We start from the raw sequence: 19402 nt of genomic DNA on the forward strand, positions 1-19402 counted from the left end.
AAGATTAGCGCACGACCACGTCAGTCCCAAAATCGGTTGTCGGGGGGCTGTCACCAGGGCGCGGGAAGGCGGTTCACTCGTCCTCCGCGAGGGTCAGCTCGATGCCGCCCACGAAGCCCGCGGAGAGGTTGTAGATGAACGCGCCGAGCGTCGCGAGGGCCGTGGCCAGGACCACGTCGATGACCGCGATGATCGTCGTGAACGTCAGGACGTGGGGGAGCGACAGGAACGCCTGGAGGTCGAAGCCGTTCGCCTCGTTCGAGCCGGTCGCCTCCGAAATCGTGCCGCCCACCGTCGAGAACACGCCCATCGCGTCCAGGACCATCCACAGCACCGCCGACGCGACGATCGTGCAGATGCCGAGCGCGATGGAGAGCAGGAAGCTGACCTTCATCACCGACCACGGGTCGGCCTTGGCCACCCGCAGCCGGGCCTTGCGGGTGCGCGGCGCCGTGCGCGCGCCGGTGCGCGGGCGGCGTACGGCACCGGCGGGCGGCTGCGCCGGATAGGCCTGCGGCGGGTGGTACGGCCCGGAGGGCTGCTCCGGGCGCCGCTCCCCGGGGAGCGGAGACGACGACTGCGCCTCGCCGGCCGCGGCGGCCGGGCCTCGGGTGTCCGTCACAGTTCCCCCCTGGGGTCCAGACGTGCCGGAGGAGTCCTTCGCGGGCACCTGCACCGGCTTCAGGTTGGTCGTGTGCGGGTCGGTCGTGCTCCCCGCACCCGCCCCGTGCGCGGCGGAGCCACGGCCGCCGCCGTCCGTTTCCGTACCCGTGGGGGTACCGGCCGATCCGGCGCCCGTGGCTCCGCTCACGATGACTCTCTCCTCGTGCTACTCGGCCGAGGGCGCCTCACCCTCGTCCGTGCCGGTGGCCTGAGCACCCTCGGCGGCGTCGACGGGCTCCTCGCCGTCGACCTCCTCCGCCTCGCGCCCCGCCTCGGCGTTTCGTGCGATACCGACCACGGCATCGCGCTTGCCCAGGTTGATCAGTTGGACGCCCATGGTGTCACGGCCCGTCTCCCTGACTTCGTTGACTCGCGTACGAATCACACCGCCGGAGAGGCTGATCGCGAGGATCTCGTCGGTCTCCTCGACGACCAGCGCCCCGACGAGCGAACCACGGTCCTCCACGATCTTGGCGGCCTTGATGCCGAGGCCGCCGCGACCCTGGACGCGGTACTCGTCGACGGCGGTCCGCTTCGCGTACCCGCCGTCGGTGGCAGTGAACACGAACGTACCGGGTCGAACAACATTCATCGACAGAAGTTCATCGCCTTCACGGAAACTCATGCCCTTGACGCCGGAGGTGGCGCGGCCCATCGGGCGCAGGGACTCGTCGGAGGCGGTGAACCGGATCGACTGTGCCTTCTTGCTGATCAGAAGCAGGTCGTCGTCGGCCGAGACCAGCTCCGCGCCGATCAGCTCATCGTCGCTGCCGTCCTCGCGCTCACGCAGGTTGATCGCGATCACACCGCCGGAGCGGGGCGAATCGTAATCCTTCAGAGGCGTCTTCTTGACCAGACCGGACTTGGTGGCCAGCACCAGGTACGGCGCCGCCTCGTAGTCCCGGATGGCCAGGATCTCGGCGATCGCCTCGTCGGGCTGGAAGGCGAGCAGGTTCGCCACGTGCTGCCCGCGCGCGTCCCGGCCGGCCTCGGGCAGCTCGTACGCCTTCGCCCGGTACACCCGGCCCTTGTTGGTGAAGAACAGCAGCCAGTGGTGCGTGGTGGAGACGAAGAAGTGGTCGACGATGTCGTCTTCCTTCAGCTTCGTGCCGCGCACGCCCTTGCCGCCGCGCTTCTGCGCCCGGTAGTCGTCCGTCTTGGTCCGCTTGACGTAGCCGCCGCGGGTGACCGTGACGACGATGTCCTCCTCGGCGATCAGGTCCTCGATGGACATGTCGCCCTCGTACGGGATCAGCTTGGTCGCGCGGTCGTCGCCGTACTTCTCGACGATCGCGGCCAATTCCTCGCTGACGATCCCGCGCTGGCGGACCGGGGAGGCGAGGATCTCGTTGTACTCGTTGATCTTCGCCTGGAGTTCGTCATGCTCCTGGACGATCTTCTGCCGCTCCAGGGCCGCCAGGCGCCGCAGCTGCATCTCGAGGATCGCGTTGGCCTGGATCTCGTCGATCTCCAGCAGGCCCATCAGGCCGCTGCGCGCGATCTCGACGGTCTCGCTGCGCCGGATCAGCGCGATGACCTCGTCGATGGCGTCCAGGGCCTTCAGCAGGCCGCGCAGGATGTGCGCGCGCTCCTCGGCCTTGCGCAGCCGGAAGCGGGTACGGCGGACGACGACCTCGATCTGGTGCGTCACCCAGTGGCGGATGAACGCGTCCAGCGAGAGGGTGCGCGGCACGCCGTCGACCAGCGCCAGCATGTTGGCGCCGAAGTTCGTCTGCAGGTCGGTGTGCTTGTACAGGTTGTTCAGCACGACCTTGGCGACCGCGTCCCGCTTCAGGACGATGACGAGCCGCTGGCCGGTGCGGGAGCTGGTCTCGTCACGGACGTCCGCGATGCCGCCGATCTTGCCGTCCTTCACCAGGTCGGCGATCTTCTGCGCCAGGTTGTCCGGGTTGACCTGGTACGGCAGCTCGGTCACCACCAGGCACTGGCGGCCCTGGATCTCCTCGACCTCGACCACCGCGCGCATCGTGATGGAGCCGCGCCCCGTGCGGTACGCCTCCTCGATGCCCTTGCGGCCCACCACCAGGGCGCCGGTCGGGAAGTCCGGGCCCTTGATGCGCTCCATGAGCGCGTCCAGCAGTTCCTCGTGCGAGACGTCCGGGTTCTCCAGGTACCACTGGGCGCCGGCCGCGACCTCGCGCAGGTTGTGCGGCGGGATGTTGGTCGCCATGCCGACCGCGATTCCGGCCGAGCCGTTGATCAGCAGGTTCGGGAAGCGGGCGGGCAGGACGGTCGGCTCCTGGGAGCGGCCGTCGTAGTTGTCCGTGAAGTCGACGGTCTCCTCGTCGATGTCGCGGACCATCTCCATCGACAGCGGCGCCATCTTGCACTCGGTGTACCGCATGGCGGCCGCCGGGTCGTTGCCCGGGGAGCCGAAGTTGCCGTTGGAGTCGACCAGCGGCATCCGCATCGACCACGGCTGCGCGAGGCGCACCAGGGCGTCGTAGATCGAACTGTCGCCGTGCGGGTGGTAGTTGCCCATGACGTCGCCGACGACACGGGCGCACTTGTAGAAGCCGCGGTCGGGGCGGTAGCCGCCGTCGTACATCGCGTACAGCACGCGCCGGTGGACGGGCTTGAGGCCGTCCCGGACGTCGGGCAGCGCACGGGACACGATGACGGACATCGCGTAGTCCAGGTACGAGCGCTGCATCTCCGTCTCGAGCCCGACGGGCTCGACGCGCATCGCGAGTTCGCCGCCCTCGGTCTCAGGGGTTTCCGGAGTGTTCTCGTCGGCCATTGCTGGTGGGGTTCCTTCCTGGTGCGGTCAGCTGAGACCGACTCAGATGTCGAGGAAGCGGACGTCCTTGGCGTTGCGCTGGATGAACTGGCGGCGGGCCTCCACGTCCTCGCCCATGAGGACCGAGAACAGGTCGTCGGCCTGCGCGGCGTCGTCCAGGGTGACCTGGCCGAGGACCCGGTGCTCCTGGTCCATCGTGGTCACGCGCAGCTCCTCGGCGTTCATCTCGCCGAGGCCCTTGAAGCGCTGGATCGAGTCCTCGCGGACGCGCTTGCCGCGCTGCCGGCCCATCTCGATCAGGGCGTCGCGCTCGCGGTCGGAGTAGGCGTACTCCACGTCGTCCCGGCCCCACTTGATCTTGTACAGCGGGGGACGGGACAGGTAGACGTGCCCGGCCTCGACCAGCGGCCGCATGAAGCGGAACAGGAAGGTCAGCAGCAGCGTGCTGATGTGCTGGCCGTCGACGTCGGCGTCCGCCATCAGGATGATCTTGTGATAGCGGAGCTTCTCGATGTCGAAGTCCTCGTGCACACCCGTACCGAAGGCCGAGATCAGCGCCTGGATCTCCTGGTTCTGCAGGATCTTGTCGATCCTGGCCTTCTCCACGTTGAGGATCTTGCCGCGGATCGGGAGGATCGCCTGGTACTGCGGGTTGCGGCCGGACTTGGCCGAGCCGCCGGCGGAGTCACCCTCGACGATGAAGATCTCGCACTTGGTGGGGTCGTTCGACTGGCAGTCGGAGAGCTTGCCCGGCAGGGACGCCGACTCCAGCAGGCCCTTGCGGCGGGTCAGGTCGCGCGCCTTGCGGGCCGCCACGCGCGCGGTGGCCGCCTGGATGCCCTTGCGGACGATGTCCGCGGCCTCCACCGGGTTGCGGTCCAGCCAGTCGTTCAGGTGCTCGTAGACCGCCTTCTGCACGAAGGTCTTGGCCTCCGTGTTGCCCAGCTTGGTCTTCGTCTGGCCCTCGAACTGCGGCTCGCTCAGCTTGACCGAGATGATCGCGGTCAGACCCTCGCGGATGTCGTCACCGGTGAGGTTGTCGTCCTTCTCGCGCAGCAGCTTCTTGTCGCGCGCGTACTTGTTGATCAGGCTCGTGAGGGCCGCGCGGAAGCCCTCTTCGTGCGTACCGCCCTCATGGGTGTGGATGATGTTCGCGAAGGAGTACACGCCCTCGCTGTAGCCGCTGTTCCACTGCATCGCGACCTCGAGGGACAGGCTCTTGTCCTTGTCCTCGGCCTCCAGGTCGATGATCGTGGGGTGCACGACCTCTCCCTTGCGGGAGTTGAGGTACTTCACGAAGTCGACGATGCCGCCCTCGTAGAAGTACGTGACGGTCTTGACCTCGGCCTTCTCGTCCGCGCCCGCCTCGTCCGCGCCGCTCGTGGCCTTCGCCGACTCGCGCTCGTCGGTGAGTTTGATCGTCAAACCCTTGTTGAGGAAGGCCATCTCCTGGAAGCGCCGCGACAGCGTCTCGAAGGAGTACTCGGTGGTCTCGAAGATGTCCGGGTCGGCCCAGAAGGTGACCGACGTACCGGTCTCGTCCGTGGCCTCGTGCTTGTCGAGCGGGGCCGTCGGGACGCCGAGCTTGTAGTCCTGCGTCCAGCGGTGACCGTCGGTCTTGATCTCGACGGCGACCTTCGTGGACAGGGCGTTCACGACGGACACACCCACACCGTGCAGACCGCCGGAGACGGCGTAACCGCCGCCGCCGAACTTGCCGCCCGCGTGCAGCACGGTCAGCACGACCTCGACGGCCGGCTTGCCCTCGGAGGGCACGATGCCCACCGGGATGCCACGGCCGTTGTCGACGACCCGGACGCCGCCGTCGGCGAGGATCGTGACGTCGATCGTGTCCGCGTACCCGGCCAGCGCCTCGTCGACCGAGTTGTCGACGACCTCGTACACCAGGTGGTGCAGACCGCGCTCGCCCGTGGAACCGATGTACATGCCGGGCCGCTTGCGGACCGCGTCCAGCCCTTCGAGCACGGTGATGGCGCTGGCGTCGTACGAGGCCGAGGCGGTGGCCTCGGCGGGCTCGCCGTTCACGCCGGCGTCGGTGGACGGGATGTTCTCGTTGGGGTTGCCGGAATCGGCCACGAAGCGCCCTTTCTGGCACAGCACGAGCCGGGCTCGTCGGCGGTTTGCCGGAGCGGCTGCGGCATGTTGCGGTGGTAAGCCTTGATCAGCGTTGCTCAGCTTTTCCCGGGCGGTCCCCACAGTGGGGCGGGATTGTCTCCCAGTCTACCGGTAGCTCTGACATCGATGGGGGTTTGCCGGTACCTGAGTCCCCATGTGCCGCCCTGAACCGGCCTCGATCGGGTCCCGATATACGGAAGGGGGCCCCAAGGGGCTCACAGCGGCACTCAGCGCTTCGAGCCGTCAACCCTTGGCTACTGGGGGGTCAGATGGCGATCCGCCGGTGCCGCGGCGGCTGTCCACACCTGTGTACGGCGCCGCGACGACAGCGCGGTCACCGTCTTCGACGTGAGGTACGTCACCCGTAGGTATCGCCGGGTCCGGAGCTCCCCGGAGCCCGCAGCGGGCCGTAGCGGCGGGCCGGGCCGCCGGGATTGAGCACCTTGATCATCCGTACGGTGCCGTGCCCCAGATCCTCGTTGAGCCGGGCGACCAGAGCGGGCGCGAGGTGCCGCAGCTGGGTCGCCCAGGCCGTCGAGTCGCAACTCACGATCAGCACGCGCTCGTCCTCGTCGTACCGCTGCGGCACACAGTGCTTGGCCAGGTCCTCACCGACGATCTGCGGCCAGCGGCCCATCACCCCGCCCACCGCCGCGGGCGTCTCCCAGCCCCGCTCGGTCAGCAGCCTGTTGATCGCGGCGCCGAGCGCCATCGGGTCGCGGCCGTCGGCGCGCGCGCCGGAGCGCAGCCCGCCGCCGCGCCGGGCCTGCTTCTTCTGCCGCGCCGCGTCACCACGCGCGCGTGCCTGTTCCTTCGCCGCACGGAGCGCCACGCGCGCGAGGTCCACACCGGAGGGTTCGTCCCCGCTCTTCCGGGGATCCTGGGGGGTGGGTTCGTCGGTGCTCATACGCGTTCCACCGTCCCGCCCGACACGGCGTACCGCGCTCCGGCCAGTACCTGCGGTACGTCGTCGTCCACGGCGGCGGTGACCAGCACCTGCTCGCCGGGCGCGACCAGTTCGGCCAGCCGCTCCCGCCGGCGCGTGTCCAGCTCGGCGAAGACGTCGTCCAGGACCAGCACCGGCTCGTTCCCCTCGGCCCGCAGCAGGTCGTAGGAGGCCAGACGCAGGGCGAGCGCGTAGGACCAGGACTCGCCGTGGGAGGCGTACCCCTTGGCGGGCAGCTGACCGAGTTTGAGAATCACATCATCCCGGTGAGGGCCTACGAGGGTGACGCCGCGCTCGATCTCCTGCTTGCGCGCCTCCGCCAGGGCCGCCATCAGCTGGGCGTAGAGATCCTCGCGCGCGTGGGCCTCACCGGGCGCGGACGGCTTGTACTCCAGCGCCAGCGGCCCACCGCCGGGGGCCAGCTGCTCGTAGGCCTTGTCGGCCAGCGGCTGCAGCGCGGCGATCAGGTCGAGGCGCTGGGCGAGCAACTCGGCGCCCGCGCACGCCAGATGCTGGTCCCACACGTCGAGCGTGGACAGATCCATGGCGCGCCCGCCGTGCCTACGCGCCAGGGCGGCCGTCTTGAGCAGAGTGTTCCGCTGCTTGAGGACCCGCTCGTAGTCGGAGCGCACCCCGGCCATGCGCGGCGACCGGGCCGTGATCAGCTCGTCGAGGAACCGCCGCCGCTCGCCCGGGTCGCCCTTGACGAGCGCGAGATCCTCCGGCGCGAACAGCACCGTCCGTACGATCCCCAGCACGTCCCTCGGCCTGACCTGCGAGGACCGGTTGATGCGGGCCCGGTTGGCCTTGCCCGGGTTCAGCTCGAGCTCGACCAGCTGCTGCCGCTCGCCCTGCCGGACCTGGGCCCGGATGACGGCCCGCTCGGCGCCCATGCGGACCAGGGGTGCGTCGGAGGCCACGCGGTGGCTGCCGAGGGTGGCGAGGTATCCGACCGCCTCCACGAGGTTGGTCTTGCCCTGCCCGTTGGGGCCGACGAAGGCGGTGACGCCCGGGTCGAGCGGCACCTCGGCCCGGGCGTACGAGCGGAAGTCGGCCAGCGAAAGATGCGTGACGTGCATGGTCGTTTCGCCGGCCTTCCCCAGAGTGCTGATCGACTGTGGCTCACGGGGCTCGCGGGAGCGGCCCCGTGGATCTCTGTGGATCCCTAGGGATCCCTGTGGACTACTTCTTCTCCACGGCGTGACCGCCGAACTGGTTGCGCAGTGCGGCGATCATCTTCATCTGCGGCGAGTCCTCCTGGCGGGAGGAGAACCGCGCGAACAGCGACGCGGTGATCGCCGGCAGCGGCACCGCGTTGTCGATCGCGGCCTCCACAGTCCAGCGTCCCTCACCGGAGTCCTGTGCATAACCGCGCAGGCCCTCCAGGTGTTCGTCGTCGTCCAGCGCGTTGACCGCGAGGTCGAGCAGCCAGGAGCGGATGACGGTGCCCTCCTGCCAGGAGCGGAAGACCTCGCGGACGTTGTCCACGGAGTCGACCTTCTCCAGCAGCTCCCAGCCCTCGGCGTAGGCCTGCATCATCGCGTACTCGATGCCGTTGTGGACCATCTTCGCGAAGTGGCCCGCGCCGACCTTGCCGGCGTGCACGGAACCGAAGTCGCCCTCCGGCTTCAGCGCGTCGAAGACCGGCTGCACCTTGGCGACGTTCTCGGCGTCGCCGCCGTACATCAGCGCGTACCCGTTCTCCAGGCCCCAGACGCCGCCGGAGACACCGCAGTCGACGAAGCCTATGCCCTTGGCGGCCAGCTCCCGGGCGTGCCTCTCGTCATCGGTCCACCGCGAGTTGCCGCCGTCCACGACCACGTCACCGGGCTCCAGCAGCTCGGCCAGCTGGTCGATGGTCGACTGGGTGGGCTCGCCTGCCGGAACCATCACCCAGACCACGCGCGGCCCGCTGAGCTTGCCCACAAGTTCTTCCAGGCTGTGGACATCCGCGAGGTCCGCGTTGCGGTCGTATCCGATGACGGTGTGGCCCGCGCGGCGGATCCGCTCGCGCATGTTGCCGCCCATCTTGCCGAGGCCGACGAGACCGAGCTCCATCAGTTGTGTTCCTTAGGTCGCTGTGTGGCGTGACAGGCACCTTGGTGCCGGGCCGAGCCTAGTCGCGACCCCTCGTGCACAGCTGTGGGCATACGCGCTCACCTGCGGAAACTCGCGCCGCGACCCCCGCCGTCCACCAATGCCGTCCAGCAGCGCCGGGCACCCACAGGAGCACCCGGCGCCATGCACAGCTGTGGAAAACGGTCAGCCGCTGAGCCGCACCGGCATGATCAGGTACTTGTACGCGTCGTCGGCCTCGGCATCCACCGCCGGCTTCCCGCTGAGCAGCGCCGGCTTCGTGGACGTCGTGAACGACAGCTGGGCGACCGGGGAGTCGATCGCGCTCAGACCGTCGAGCAGGAACGTCGGGTTGAAGGCGATGGAGATGTCGTCGCCGTCCAGCTGGGCGTCGACCCTTTCCACAGCCTGTGCGTCGTCGCTGGACCCGGCCTCCAGGATCAGCACGCCCTGCTCGAAGCTCAGCCGCACCGGGGTGTTCCGCTCGGCCACCAGTGCCACACGCTTGACGGCCTCCACGAAGGGCGCGGTCTCGATCACGGCGACGGAGTTGAACTCGGTCGGGAACAGCGTGCGGTACTTCGGCAGGTCGCCCTCGAGCAGACGCGTGGTCGTACGGCGCCCGGCGCCCTCGAAACCGATCAGGCCCTCGCCCGCGCCCGAGCCGGACAGCGCCAGCGTCACGCTGTCACCGGCACCGAGCGACTTGGCGGTGTCCAGGAGCGTCTTGGCCGGGACCAGGGCGACCGCGGAGGCGTCCGGGTTCTCCGGCTTCCACAGGAACTCGCGGACGGCGAAGCGGTAGCGGTCGGTGGAGGCCAGGGTGACCGTGTCGCCCTCGATCTCGATGCGCACACCGGTGAGGACGGGCAGCGTGTCGTCACGGCCGGCGGCGATGGCCACCTGGGACACGGCGGCCGCGAAGACCTCGCCGGGGACGGTGCCGGTCGCGTTCGGCATCTGCGGCAGCGCCGGGTATTCCTCCACAGGCAGGGTGTGCAGGGTGAACCGGGAGGACCCACAGACCACGGTCGCCCGTACACCGTCTGTGGAAATCTCCACCGGCCGGTTGGGGAGAGCGCGGGAGATGTCGGCGAGCAGTCGGCCGGAGACGAGGACAGTGCCCTCCTCCTCGACCTCGGCTTCCACGGACACGCGCGCCGAGACCTCGTAGTCGAAGCTCGACAGGCTCAGCTGGCCGTCCTCGGCCTTGAGGAGGAGGCCGGCGAGGACAGGCGCCGGCGGACGGGCCGGGAGGCTGCGTGCCGCCCACGCCACTGCCTCCGCGAGTACGTCGCGTTCCACCCGGATCTTCACCGTAAGCCGCCTCCTGCTGTTGCTACTGAGTCCTCCGACTCGGTGTCGCCGCCCACTGCGACGGGAAGGACACCGGGGACCAGTCTGACGCACCGCACTGACAGTAGGTGCCTGTCGGGGTCAAGTCGCTCCGGGAGGCAGCCGGACGCGAGACAGCGAGTTGTGCACAGGCCCCGCTTCAAAACGATTGCCGAGCTTTCTCTAGTCGGGAGTAGTAGTAGGGCCTGTGGATACCGTGGATAACCCCGTTTGCCCAGCTCAGGGCCGAGATTTTGTCCACCGGGCCTGTGGGTGGAGGCGGTGGACAACCAGGGGCATCTGTGGAGAACGGAAAGTTCTGCACACTCCGCCCACAGCCTGAAGGCAGTTCTCCCCAGCTGCGTCCCCAGGTTTACCCACGTTTCCCACACCCCAATCCGGCACCTTCGTGTGACGCCTTTCACTCGACGAGGTGAGCGGGCGGGTCTCGTTGCCGAACAGTGGACAGCCATGTGGAGAAGCGGGGGTTCACTGGGGACAACCGCCGCGGGCCTGTGGGTCGTCAGTGGAAAACTTCATGCACAGCCTGTGGATCTTCCCTTCGTCCACAGTCTGTGGAGATCGTTCGTCCACGATTCCACAGGCGGCTGAGCTGGGCGGACGCCGGATCAACTGGCTCCCTGTGGACGCCGTTCGGGACAACTCCACAGTCCCCAGGATGTGGACGCAAGAAACTCGGCGAATCTGTGGAGAGGGGCCGTAACCCGGCAGGTAATCGAACAGCCGGGAGCGAGCAGCGGGGAACGGGCAACCCGGCCGAGCGGCGGCGTAGCCGTGCAGCTGCGGGCAGTCGTGCCGCTGGGCCGGCACGGGTGGGCACAGCTGCACCCCGCCGGCGCGGGCAAGCGAAAGCCGCCCTCGCCCAGCCACAGCACAGGTCACCCACCCCTGGTACCCGCCACCGCAGACAGCGGCCATGCCGAAGGGCGCCCCCGGGACACGCATCCCGAAGGCGCCCTCAGCGTCGCCATAGGCCCAGCGGCAGCGGCCGTCAGCCGTTCTTGATCCGGTTCGTCAGCTCGGTCACCTGGTTGTAGATCGACCGCCGCTCGGCCATCAGCGCGCGGATCTTGCGGTCGGCGTGCATGACGGTCGTGTGGTCGCGCCCGCCGAACTGCGCCCCGATCTTCGGCAGCGACAGGTCCGTCAGCTCCCGGCACAGATACATGGCGATCTGCCGGGCCGTGACCAGCGCGCGCCCGCGAGAGGTGCCGCACAGGTCGTCCACCGTCAGCCCGAAGTAGTCGGCGGTGGCCGCCATGATCGCGGTGGCCGTGATCTCCGGCGCGCTGTCCTCGCCACCGGGGATCAGGTCCTTCAGCACGATCTCGGTCAGACCGAGGTCGACCGGCTGCCGGTTGAGCGAGGCGAACGCGGTCACCCGGATCAGCGCGCCCTCCAGCTCACGGATGTTCCGCGAGATCCGGGAGGCGATGAACTCCAGTACCTCCGGCGGGGCATTGAGCTGCTCCTGGACCGCCTTCTTGCGCAGGATCGCGATGCGCGTCTCCAGCTCGGGCGGCTGGACGTCGGTGATCAGACCCCACTCGAAACGGTTCCGCAGCCGGTCCTCCAGGGTGACCAGCTGCTTCGGCGGCCGGTCGCTGGACAGCACGATCTGCTTGTTCGCGTTGTGGAGCGTGTTGAAGGTGTGGAAGAACTCCTCCTGCGTCGACTCCTTGTCCGCGAGGAACTGGATGTCGTCGACGAGCAGGATGTCCATCTCGCGGTAGCGCTTGCGGAAGCTGTCGCCCTTGCCGTCGCGGATGGAGTTGATGAACTCGTTGGTGAACTCCTCCGAGCTCACGTACCGCACGCGCGTGCCCGGGTAGAGGCTGCGCGCGTAGTGCCCGATGGCGTGCAGCAGATGCGTCTTGCCGAGCCCCGACTCCCCGTAGATGAAAAGGGGGTTGTAGGCCTTCGCCGGTGCCTCGGCGACGGCGACCGCGGCCGCGTGCGCGAACCGGTTGGAGGCGCCGATGACGAAGGTGTCGAAGAGGTACTTCGGGTTCAGCCGTGCCGTCGGCTCGCCGGGACCGCTGGCCGGCGCGGGCTGCGCGGCCAGCGGTCCGGGAGCGCCGGTCGTGGGCAGATCCGGCCGGCCGGGGCCGCCGCGGTGTGCCGGGCCGCCGACCGCCGGCTGCTCGGGCAGCTCACGGCGGACGGGGTCGCGCTGGTCGTACTCGGTGCGGGACGGGTCGTACTCGGGGCGCGCGGAGTCGTAGTCCGGGCGCGCGGAGTCGTAATCGGCGCGCGGGCCGTCGTACTCGCCGCGCTGCTGGTCGTACGACGGCCGGTCCATGCTCTTCGAGCGGTAGTCCGGGGACGGCGAGCCGTAGCTGTCGGGGCCGGAGCCGTAACCCTCGGGGCCGGAGCCGTAGGCGTCCTGGGACGACGGCGACGCGTACGGGTCGCGCTCGGGGAAGCCGAGCCGCGGCTGCTGCCAGCCGTACTCGTCCTGCGCGGGCCGCGGCCAGGTGCCGGGCTCGCGGCGCTGGTACTCGGAGGGATACGCCGGGCGTACGACGGGGAGCTGGTCGGGGCGGCCGGTGGGCAGCGGGTCGGCGCGGTGCTGCTGCTCGGCGGGCGGCTGCTCGGCGGCGCGGTGGCGGCCGTAGCCCTCGTACGGCCGTTCCTCGTACGTCCGCTCCTCGTACGACGGGCCGGACGGCAGCTCGGGCTCTTCGTAGCGCGGCTTGGGCGGCTGCGGCACCGGCGCCGCCGGAGCCGGGGGCTCGCCCGCGGAGTCGTCCACGGTGATCGCGATACGGATGGGACGGCCGCACTCGCGGCTCAGCGTCTCGCTGACGACCGGTGCCAGACGGCCCTCCAGTACGCCCTTCGCGAATTCGTTCGGTACGGCGAGCAGAGCGGTGTCAGCGACCAGCGCCAGTGGCTGGCAGCGGCGGATCCAGTGCTCGTCCTTCGCCTCGACACCCTGTCCGCGGCCCTCACCGAGGAGCTGTTCGAGTACTCGCGGCCACACTGCGGCAAGATCGGCGGGTACGTCAGCCACAGGGCACGCTCTCTCACAGGTCCCACGAACGTGTGATCGCGGGACGGGTCGGGGGGTACTTCGGGTGGTCAGTGGGTCAAACCCGCCGGGGCGGGGGACAAAAGAACGAATCGGAGTTCAGCCACGGTAGTCAGCGCGGCGGGTACGGTTCAAGTTGTTGTCCCCAGCCTGTGGACAGTGTCTCTCCGTGCCCCCCGGTTTGACCGGATGCCGCGGCCCCGCGTACCGTAACCAGGTCGAGTTGTCGATGGCTGCTGCCGCCTGCCTCCGATGGGCACAGGTCACGTCAGGTGATCGGGAAGCGGTGCACTCGGGCGTGACGCGAGCTACTCGTGGGCGCACGGTGACAGCCAAGACGGCACCCGCCACTACCGATTTCTTTCTGGAGCCCCCGAGTGAGCAAGCGCACCTTCCAGCCGAACAACCGTCGTCGCGCGAAGACCCACGGCTTCCGGCTGCGTATGCGCACCCGTGCCGGCCGCGCGATTCTCGCGTCCCGCCGCAGCAAGGGTCGCGCCCGTCTGTCCGCCTGATCCCGGTCAGGTCATGACGTCGTGCTGCCCACCGAGAACCGGCTGAGGCGGCGCGAGGACTTCGCGACCGCGGTACGACGAGGTCGCCGGGCAGGACGCCCGACCCTCGTCGTCCACCTTCGTAGCGGTGCCACGGACCCGCACGCGCCTGGGGAGAGCGCTCCCCCGACGCGTGCGGGTTTCGTCGTGAGCAAGGCCGTGGGTGGAGCGGTCGTGCGCAACAAAGTGAAGCGCAGACTGCGTCATCTGATGCGTGACCGAGTCGCCCTGTTTCCCCCCGGTAGCCTGGTAGTCGTACGAGCGCTGCCCGGAGCGGGCGACGCAGACCACGCACAGCTGGCCCGAGACCTGGATGCCGCCGTTCAGCGGCTGCTGGGAGGGGGCGCGCGATGAAGTACCCGCTGCTGGCTCTGATCAAGCTGTACCAGTGGACGATCAGTCCACTGCTGGGGCCGGTGTGCAAGTACTACCCGTCGTGCTCCCACTACGGCTACACGGCCATCGACCGGCACGGTGCGATCAAGGGAACGGCACTCACCGCCTGGCGCATCCTCCGGTGCAATCCGTGGTCGCTGGGTGGTGTGGACCATGTTCCGCCGCGCAAGCGCCCGCGGTGGCACGAAATGCTGCGCAACGCTTGGCGCGCACGCAAGGCGGGGCCCTCCGCCGCCGAACCGGCCACCGAAGCGGAGCCCGGGAGCCAGACTTCCGAGCTTCCTCCGAGCCCGGCCGCAGAGACCTCGTCCCATGCCCAAGGAGCATGATTAGTGGACACGATTGCCAGCCTCTTCAGCTTCATCACGACACCCGTTTCATGGGTCATCGTCCAGTTCCACAAGATGTACGGCGCGATCTTCGGCGCCGACACCGGGTGGGCCTGGGGCCTGTCCATCGTGTCCCTGGTGATCCTGATCCGCATCTGCCTGATCCCGCTCTTCGTGAAGCAGATCAAGTCGACGCGCGCGATGCAGACGCTCCAGCCGGAGATGAAGAAGATCCAGGAGCGCTACAAGAACGACAAGCAGCGCCAGTCCGAAGAGATGATGAAGCTGTACAAGGAGACGGGCACCAACCCGCTCTCCTCGTGCCTTCCCATCCTGGCGCAGTCCCCGTTCTTCTTCGCCCTCTACCACGTGCTCAACGGCATCGCGACGGGCAAGACGATCGGTGTCATCAACGAGCCGCTGCTCGCCAGCGCCCGTAAGGCGCATATCTTCGGCGCCCCGCTGGCGGCGAAGTTCACGGACAGTGCGGACAAGGTCGCCGCACTCGGCGCCACGCTGACCGACGTCCGGGTCGTGACCGCGATCATGATCGTCCTGATGTCGGCGTCGCAGTTCTACACGCAGCGCCAGCTGATGACCAAGAACGTCGACACCACGGTGAAGACGCCGTTCATGCAGCAGCAGAAGATGCTGATGTACGTCTTCCCGGTGATGTTCGCCGTCTTCGGTATCAACTTCCCGGTCGGTGTCCTCGTCTACTGGCTGACCACCAACGTGTGGACCATGGGTCAGCAGATGTACGTCATCCACAACAACCCGACCCCGGGTTCCAAGGCCCAGGCCGCCTACCTGGAGCGCCTGACCAAGCACGTCACGCACCACGGCAAGATCCGCCGCCGCAGCGAGAAGACCATCGTCAAGGCGATCGTCGCCAAGGGTCGCGACCGCAACGAGTTCGAGCGCAGGTTCATCAACGCCCTGAACAAGGCCGGTCTCGCCGCCCAGGCCGACGGCACCGTGGTGAAGAGCTCGGCCCAGGCCGCGGCGCAGACCGCGGACGGTGGGGAGACCACCTCGACGGCCGGTACCGGCGCTGCCGCCCGGCGCCAGCAGCCGAAGCGCCAGTCCAAGGCCCAGCGACAGTCCGGCGGGCCCAAGCAGGCGGGCGGGTCCACCTCGTCCACCTCGCTGGAGAAGTCCGACGAGCCGCAGGACGCCAAGCCCGCCGCTGCCCAGCAGGCCCCGAAGCCCGGCTCCGGCACCCGCAGCAAGGCCCAGTCCGGCCAGCGCAAGGGTGGCCCGCAGCGGCCCAAGTCCCCGTCCAAGAAGTAAGAAGGAGCCCATCCCGTGACGGAAGGCACCACCTCCGCCGCTGCCGAGGGTGCAGACACCCTGACCCGCCTGGAGCAGGAGGGTGAGATCGCGGCGGACTACCTGGAGGGTCTGCTGGACATCGCCGACCTCGACGGCGACATCGACATGGACGTCGAGGCCGACCGCGCCTCCGTGTCGATCATCAGCGACACCGGCACCCGTGACCTGCAGAAGCTGGTCGGCCGGGACGGCGAGGTACTGGAGGCCCTGCAGGAGCTGACGCGCCTGGCCGTGCACCGGGAGACCGGCGACCGCAGCCGGCTGATGCTGGACATCGCGGGTTACCGGGCCAAGAAGCGGGCCGAGCTCTCCGAGATCGGCGCCAAGGCCGCCGCCGAGGCGAAGAACACCGGCGAGCCCGTCAAGCTCAAGCCGATGACCCCGTTCGAGCGCAAGGTCGTGCACGACGCGGTCAAGACCGCGGGACTGCGCAGCGAGTCCGAGGGCGAGGAGCCGCAGCGGTTCGTCGTCGTGCTGCCCGCCTGATCGGCTCCCACGTTTCACCGGCCCCGTCTGTTGAGCAGACGGGGCCGAACTTTGTCAGCCTGGTAGTTCTGGTGGCCGGTGCGCGAAGCGCCGGCGCTGTACGGAAGGACGGTCCCCGTGACGGAGGCAGCGGAGCTTCCCCCCGCGCCCGAGCAGGCGCGGGAAGTGTTTGGTGATCGCTTCGCCGATGCGGTCCGCTACGCGGAGCTGCTCGCGGAGGCGGGCGTGCAGCGTGGCCTGATCGGCCCACGGGAAGTGCCCCGCCTGTGGGAGCGGCATCTGCTGAACTGCGCGGTGCTCTCCGAGGCCGTCCCCGAGGGAGTGACGGTCTGCGATGTCGGCTCCGGTGCCGGCCTGCCCGGCATCCCGCTGGCCCTGGTCCGGGACGACCTGAACATCACCCTGCTGGAGCCGCTGCTCCGGCGCACCACCTTCCTCACCGAGGTCGTCGAGCTGCTGGGACTGGATCACGTCACGGTGGTGCGGGGCCGTGCCGAGGAGGTCCTGGGCAAGCTGCCGCCGGTCCATGTGGTGACCGCACGGGCTGTGGCCCCGCTGGACCGTCTGGCCACCTGGGGCATTCCGCTGCTGCGCCCCTACGGCGAGATGCTCGCGCTGAAGGGAGACACCGCCGAGGAGGAGCTGAAGGCCGCGGCCACGGCCCTCAGCAAGCTCGGCGCGGTCGGGACGTCGATCCTGCATGTGGGTGAGGGCATCGTGGACCCGATGTCCACGGTGGTGCGGGTCGAGGTCGGGGAGAGCCCGGGCGGTGTGCGGTTCGCGGCGAAGCGGGCGAAGGCGGCGCGCACGGGCCGGGCACGTCGCCGCCGCTGATCCGTTCCGACCACGAGACGTACTCCACACAAGGTGCCAAACCTACGCAGGACGGAGTGTCGCAGAGGTCCGGTCGGCGTCGCTGTGCATCGTGTTTCACGTGAAACGTCGCTCACTGCTGCACGGGATCATCAGTCGAGGCCGCGCTGCCGCCGAACCTCGCGACCGAAAGCCTCTCGGTTCACTCGGAGGGGCAACGGAGTTGTCCACAGAGGTGGATTTCTCCACAGAACACCAGGCCTCACTGGTTCACGACCCCGAAGACATGGGAGGCTCTGTTCATTGCGAGCCTGAAGTCGAGGAGAGTGAATCCTTGCGGTCCGACGCCAACATCGCGGGACCGATGACCGATCCGGTCCCCGGTCCCCGTACCGAGTCGATGGGGGCGGATGTTTCACGTGAAACACCGCCTCCGATGGACGACACTCCGATCGGTCGTGCGGCCCAACTGGCGGTAGAGGCTCTGGGCCGCGCCGGCGAAGGCCTGCCACGGCCGGAACAGACCAGAGTCATCGTCGTCGCCAACCAGAAGGGCGGCGTGGGCAAGACGACGACCACCGTCAACCTTGCCGCCTCGCTCGCTCTGCACGGCGGCCGGGTCCTGGTGATCGACCTCGACCCGCAAGGCAACGCGTCGACCGCCCTGGGGATCGACCACCACGCTGAAGTTCCTTCCATCTACGACGTGTTGGTGGAGAGCAAGCCCCTCGCCGAGGTCGTGCAGCCGGTCCCCGATGTGGAAGGACTGTTCTGCGCCCCCGCCACCATCGATCTCGCCGGTGCGGAGATCGAGCTGGTGTCCCTGGTGGCTCGTGAGAGCCGACTGCAGAGGGCGATCCAGGCGTACGAACAGCCACTGGACTACATCCTCATCGACTGCCCGCCCTCGCTCGGCCTGTTGACGGTCAACGCGCTGGTGGCGGGCGAGGAGGTCCTCATCCCGATCCAGTGCGAGTACTACGCACTGGAGGGCCTGGGCCAGCTGCTGCGCAACGTCGACCTGGTGCGGGGCCATCTCAACCCCACGCTGCATGTGTCGACCATCCTGCTCACCATGTACGACGGCCGGACGCGTCTCGCCTCCCAGGTCGCGGAAGAGGTGCGCACCCACTTCGGCGACGAGGTGCTGCGGACAAGCATTCCCCGCTCGGTCCGTATCTCCGAGGCGCCGAGTTACGGGCAGACGGTGCTGACTTACGATCCTGGATCGAGCGGTGCCCTCTCGTATCTCGAGGCGGCCCGAGAAATCGCGCTGAAGGGTATCGGCATCAGCTATGACGCGAGCCAGGCCCACATCGGCGTCCAGAACGACCCAAGCATGGTGGAGGGGATCCAGTGAGTGAGCGACGGAGGGGACTGGGCCGTGGTCTCGGCGCGCTGATCCCCGCTGCCCCGACGGAGAAGAACCCGGCACCGGCCCTGGGAGGCGGGGCCTCGGCCTCCCCCGCGGCCGTCCCGGTGCTGACGACCGACCGCGGGGTCGCCGCGGCGAAGGTGGCCACGCTGCCGCCTGTTTCCCATGAAACCGACGAGCCCCCGGCAGTCCCCGAGACGGAGACGCCGGCTTCTCCGATGGGCGCGCACTTCGCCGAGATCCCCCTCGACGCGATCTCGCCCAACCCGCGCCAGCCGCGTGATGTCTTCGACGAGGACGCCCTCCAGGAGCTGGTCACCTCCATCAAGGAGGTCGGTCTGCTGCAGCCCGTCGTCGTGCGGCAGCTGGGGCCCGCCCGCTATGAGCTGATCATGGGCGAGCGCCGGTGGCGGGCCTGCCGCGAGGCCGGTCTGGAGGCCATCCCGGCGATCGTCCGGGCCACGGAGGACGAGAAGCTCCTCCTGGACGCGCTGCTGGAGAACCTGCACCGCGCTCAGCTGAACCCGCTGGAAGAGGCGGCGGCCTACGACCAGCTGCTGAAGGACTTCAACTGCACGCACGACCAGCTGGCCGACCGGATCGGGCGCTCCCGGCCCCAGGTCTCCAACACGCTGCGTCTGCTGAAGCTCTCGCCGGCCGTCCAGAAGCGGGTGGCTGCCGGTGTCCTCTCCGCCGGGCACGCCCGGGCCCTGCTGTCCATCGAGGACTCCGAGGAGCAGGACCGGCTGGCTCACCGCATCGTGGCCGAGGGACTGTCGGTGCGAGCCGTCGAGGAGATCGTGACCCTCATGGGCTCGCGGCCCCAGAAGCCTCAGCGGCCCAAGGGACCACGCGCCGGTTCCCGGCTCTCCCCGGCCCTGAACGAGCTGGCGACCCGACTGTCGGACCGCTTCGAGACGCGGGTGAAGGTCGACCTCGGTCAGAAGAAGGGCAAGATCACCGTCGAGTTCGCCTCGGTCGACGATCTTCAGCGGATTCTGAGCACGCTCGCTCCGGGCGAGGGCCCGGTGCTGCCACAGGAGCTGCAGAACATGGCGGACGAGCAGGACGACTGATCCTGGTCCGACCCACTCGGTCGTACAGAGAGCGGGCCGTGTCCGGTGTGTACCGGAACACCGCCC

The 19402-nt window shown here is 68.9% G+C and carries 16 protein-coding genes; 8 read left to right on the forward strand and 8 right to left on the reverse strand.

Features of this window, described 5'->3' with window-relative positions:
- Positions 1-73: 73 nt before the first annotated feature.
- The 8 genes from ABB07_RS19295 to dnaA all read right to left on the reverse strand — a co-directional run bounded on the left by ABB07_RS19295 (position 74) and on the right by dnaA (position 12954).
- The gene (locus ABB07_RS19295; protein WP_208899878.1) at positions 74-811 is read right to left on the reverse strand and encodes a DUF3566 domain-containing protein; all 738 of its coding nucleotides are present in this window, start codon (positions 809-811) and stop codon (positions 74-76) included.
- Between the two features lie 18 nt (positions 812-829).
- The gene (gene gyrA / locus ABB07_RS19300; RefSeq protein ID WP_208899879.1) at positions 830-3424 is read right to left on the reverse strand and encodes a DNA gyrase subunit A; all 2595 of its coding nucleotides are present in this window, start codon (positions 3422-3424) and stop codon (positions 830-832) included.
- Positions 3425-3466: 42 nt separating this feature from the next.
- Positions 3467-5545 (reverse strand): DNA topoisomerase (ATP-hydrolyzing) subunit B, encoded by a 2079-nt coding sequence (gene gyrB, locus ABB07_RS19305; RefSeq protein ID WP_208899880.1) that lies wholly within the window; start codon positions 5543-5545, stop codon positions 3467-3469.
- A gap of 373 nt (positions 5546-5918) precedes the next feature.
- A complete protein-coding gene (locus ABB07_RS19310; protein ID WP_208899881.1) occupies positions 5919-6467 on the reverse strand; it encodes a DciA family protein in 549 nt (182 codons plus the stop codon).
- A complete protein-coding gene (gene recF / locus ABB07_RS19315; RefSeq protein WP_208899882.1) occupies positions 6464-7585 on the reverse strand; it encodes a DNA replication/repair protein RecF in 1122 nt (373 codons plus the stop codon). Before recF ends, ABB07_RS19310 begins: the two co-directional genes overlap by 4 nt.
- A gap of 103 nt (positions 7586-7688) precedes the next feature.
- Positions 7689-8564 carry a phosphogluconate dehydrogenase (NAD(+)-dependent, decarboxylating) gene (gene gnd / locus ABB07_RS19320; RefSeq protein WP_208899883.1) on the reverse strand — a complete coding sequence of 292 codons (876 nt, stop codon included), beginning with the start codon at positions 8562-8564 and terminating at the stop codon, positions 7689-7691.
- Between the two features lie 204 nt (positions 8565-8768).
- Entirely contained in the window at positions 8769-9899 is a 1131-nt protein-coding gene (gene dnaN, locus ABB07_RS19325; protein WP_069779831.1) for a DNA polymerase III subunit beta, read from the reverse strand.
- A 1030-nt stretch (positions 9900-10929) separates the two neighbouring features.
- Positions 10930-12954: a chromosomal replication initiator protein DnaA gene (gene dnaA, locus ABB07_RS19330; protein ID WP_208899884.1), complete on the reverse strand. Its 2025-nt coding sequence runs from the start codon at positions 12952-12954 to the stop codon at positions 10930-10932.
- Between the two features lie 395 nt (positions 12955-13349).
- Here dnaA and rpmH point away from each other — a divergent pair, with 395 nt between their 5' ends.
- The 8 genes from rpmH (at position 13350) to ABB07_RS19370 (ending at position 19336) form a co-directional block, all read left to right on the forward strand.
- On the forward strand, positions 13350-13487 hold the full coding sequence (gene rpmH, locus ABB07_RS19335) for a 50S ribosomal protein L34 (protein ID WP_003956500.1): 138 nt from the start codon (positions 13350-13352) through the stop codon (positions 13485-13487).
- 21 nt (positions 13488-13508) lie between these two features.
- Complete coding sequence (gene rnpA, locus ABB07_RS19340) at positions 13509-13880, forward strand: ribonuclease P protein component (RefSeq protein ID WP_079048889.1); 372 nt, start codon at positions 13509-13511, stop codon at positions 13878-13880.
- Positions 13877-14251, forward strand: a complete 375-nt coding sequence (gene yidD, locus ABB07_RS19345; protein WP_208899885.1) for a membrane protein insertion efficiency factor YidD — start codon at positions 13877-13879, stop codon at positions 14249-14251. Before rnpA ends, yidD begins: the two co-directional genes overlap by 4 nt.
- 3 nt (positions 14252-14254) lie before the next feature.
- Entirely contained in the window at positions 14255-15544 is a 1290-nt protein-coding gene (yidC, locus tag ABB07_RS19350; RefSeq protein WP_208899886.1) for a membrane protein insertase YidC, read from the forward strand.
- A 15-nt stretch (positions 15545-15559) separates the two neighbouring features.
- Positions 15560-16072 carry a Jag family protein gene (locus tag ABB07_RS19355; RefSeq protein ID WP_208899887.1) on the forward strand — a complete coding sequence of 171 codons (513 nt, stop codon included), beginning with the start codon at positions 15560-15562 and terminating at the stop codon, positions 16070-16072.
- A gap of 117 nt (positions 16073-16189) precedes the next feature.
- Positions 16190-16906, forward strand: coding sequence for a 16S rRNA (guanine(527)-N(7))-methyltransferase RsmG (gene rsmG / locus ABB07_RS19360; RefSeq protein ID WP_208899888.1), 717 nt, complete (start codon positions 16190-16192; stop codon positions 16904-16906).
- Between the two features lie 265 nt (positions 16907-17171).
- Complete coding sequence (locus ABB07_RS19365) at positions 17172-18245, forward strand: ParA family protein (RefSeq protein WP_208903522.1); 1074 nt, start codon at positions 17172-17174, stop codon at positions 18243-18245.
- Positions 18242-19336, forward strand: a complete 1095-nt coding sequence (locus ABB07_RS19370) for a ParB/RepB/Spo0J family partition protein (protein WP_208899889.1) — start codon at positions 18242-18244, stop codon at positions 19334-19336. Before ABB07_RS19365 ends, ABB07_RS19370 begins: the two co-directional genes overlap by 4 nt.
- Positions 19337-19402: the final 66 nt, after the last annotated feature.

Source organism: Streptomyces incarnatus, from assembly GCF_001027185.1.
Classification (GTDB): domain Bacteria; phylum Actinomycetota; class Actinomycetes; order Streptomycetales; family Streptomycetaceae; genus Streptomyces; species Streptomyces puniciscabiei.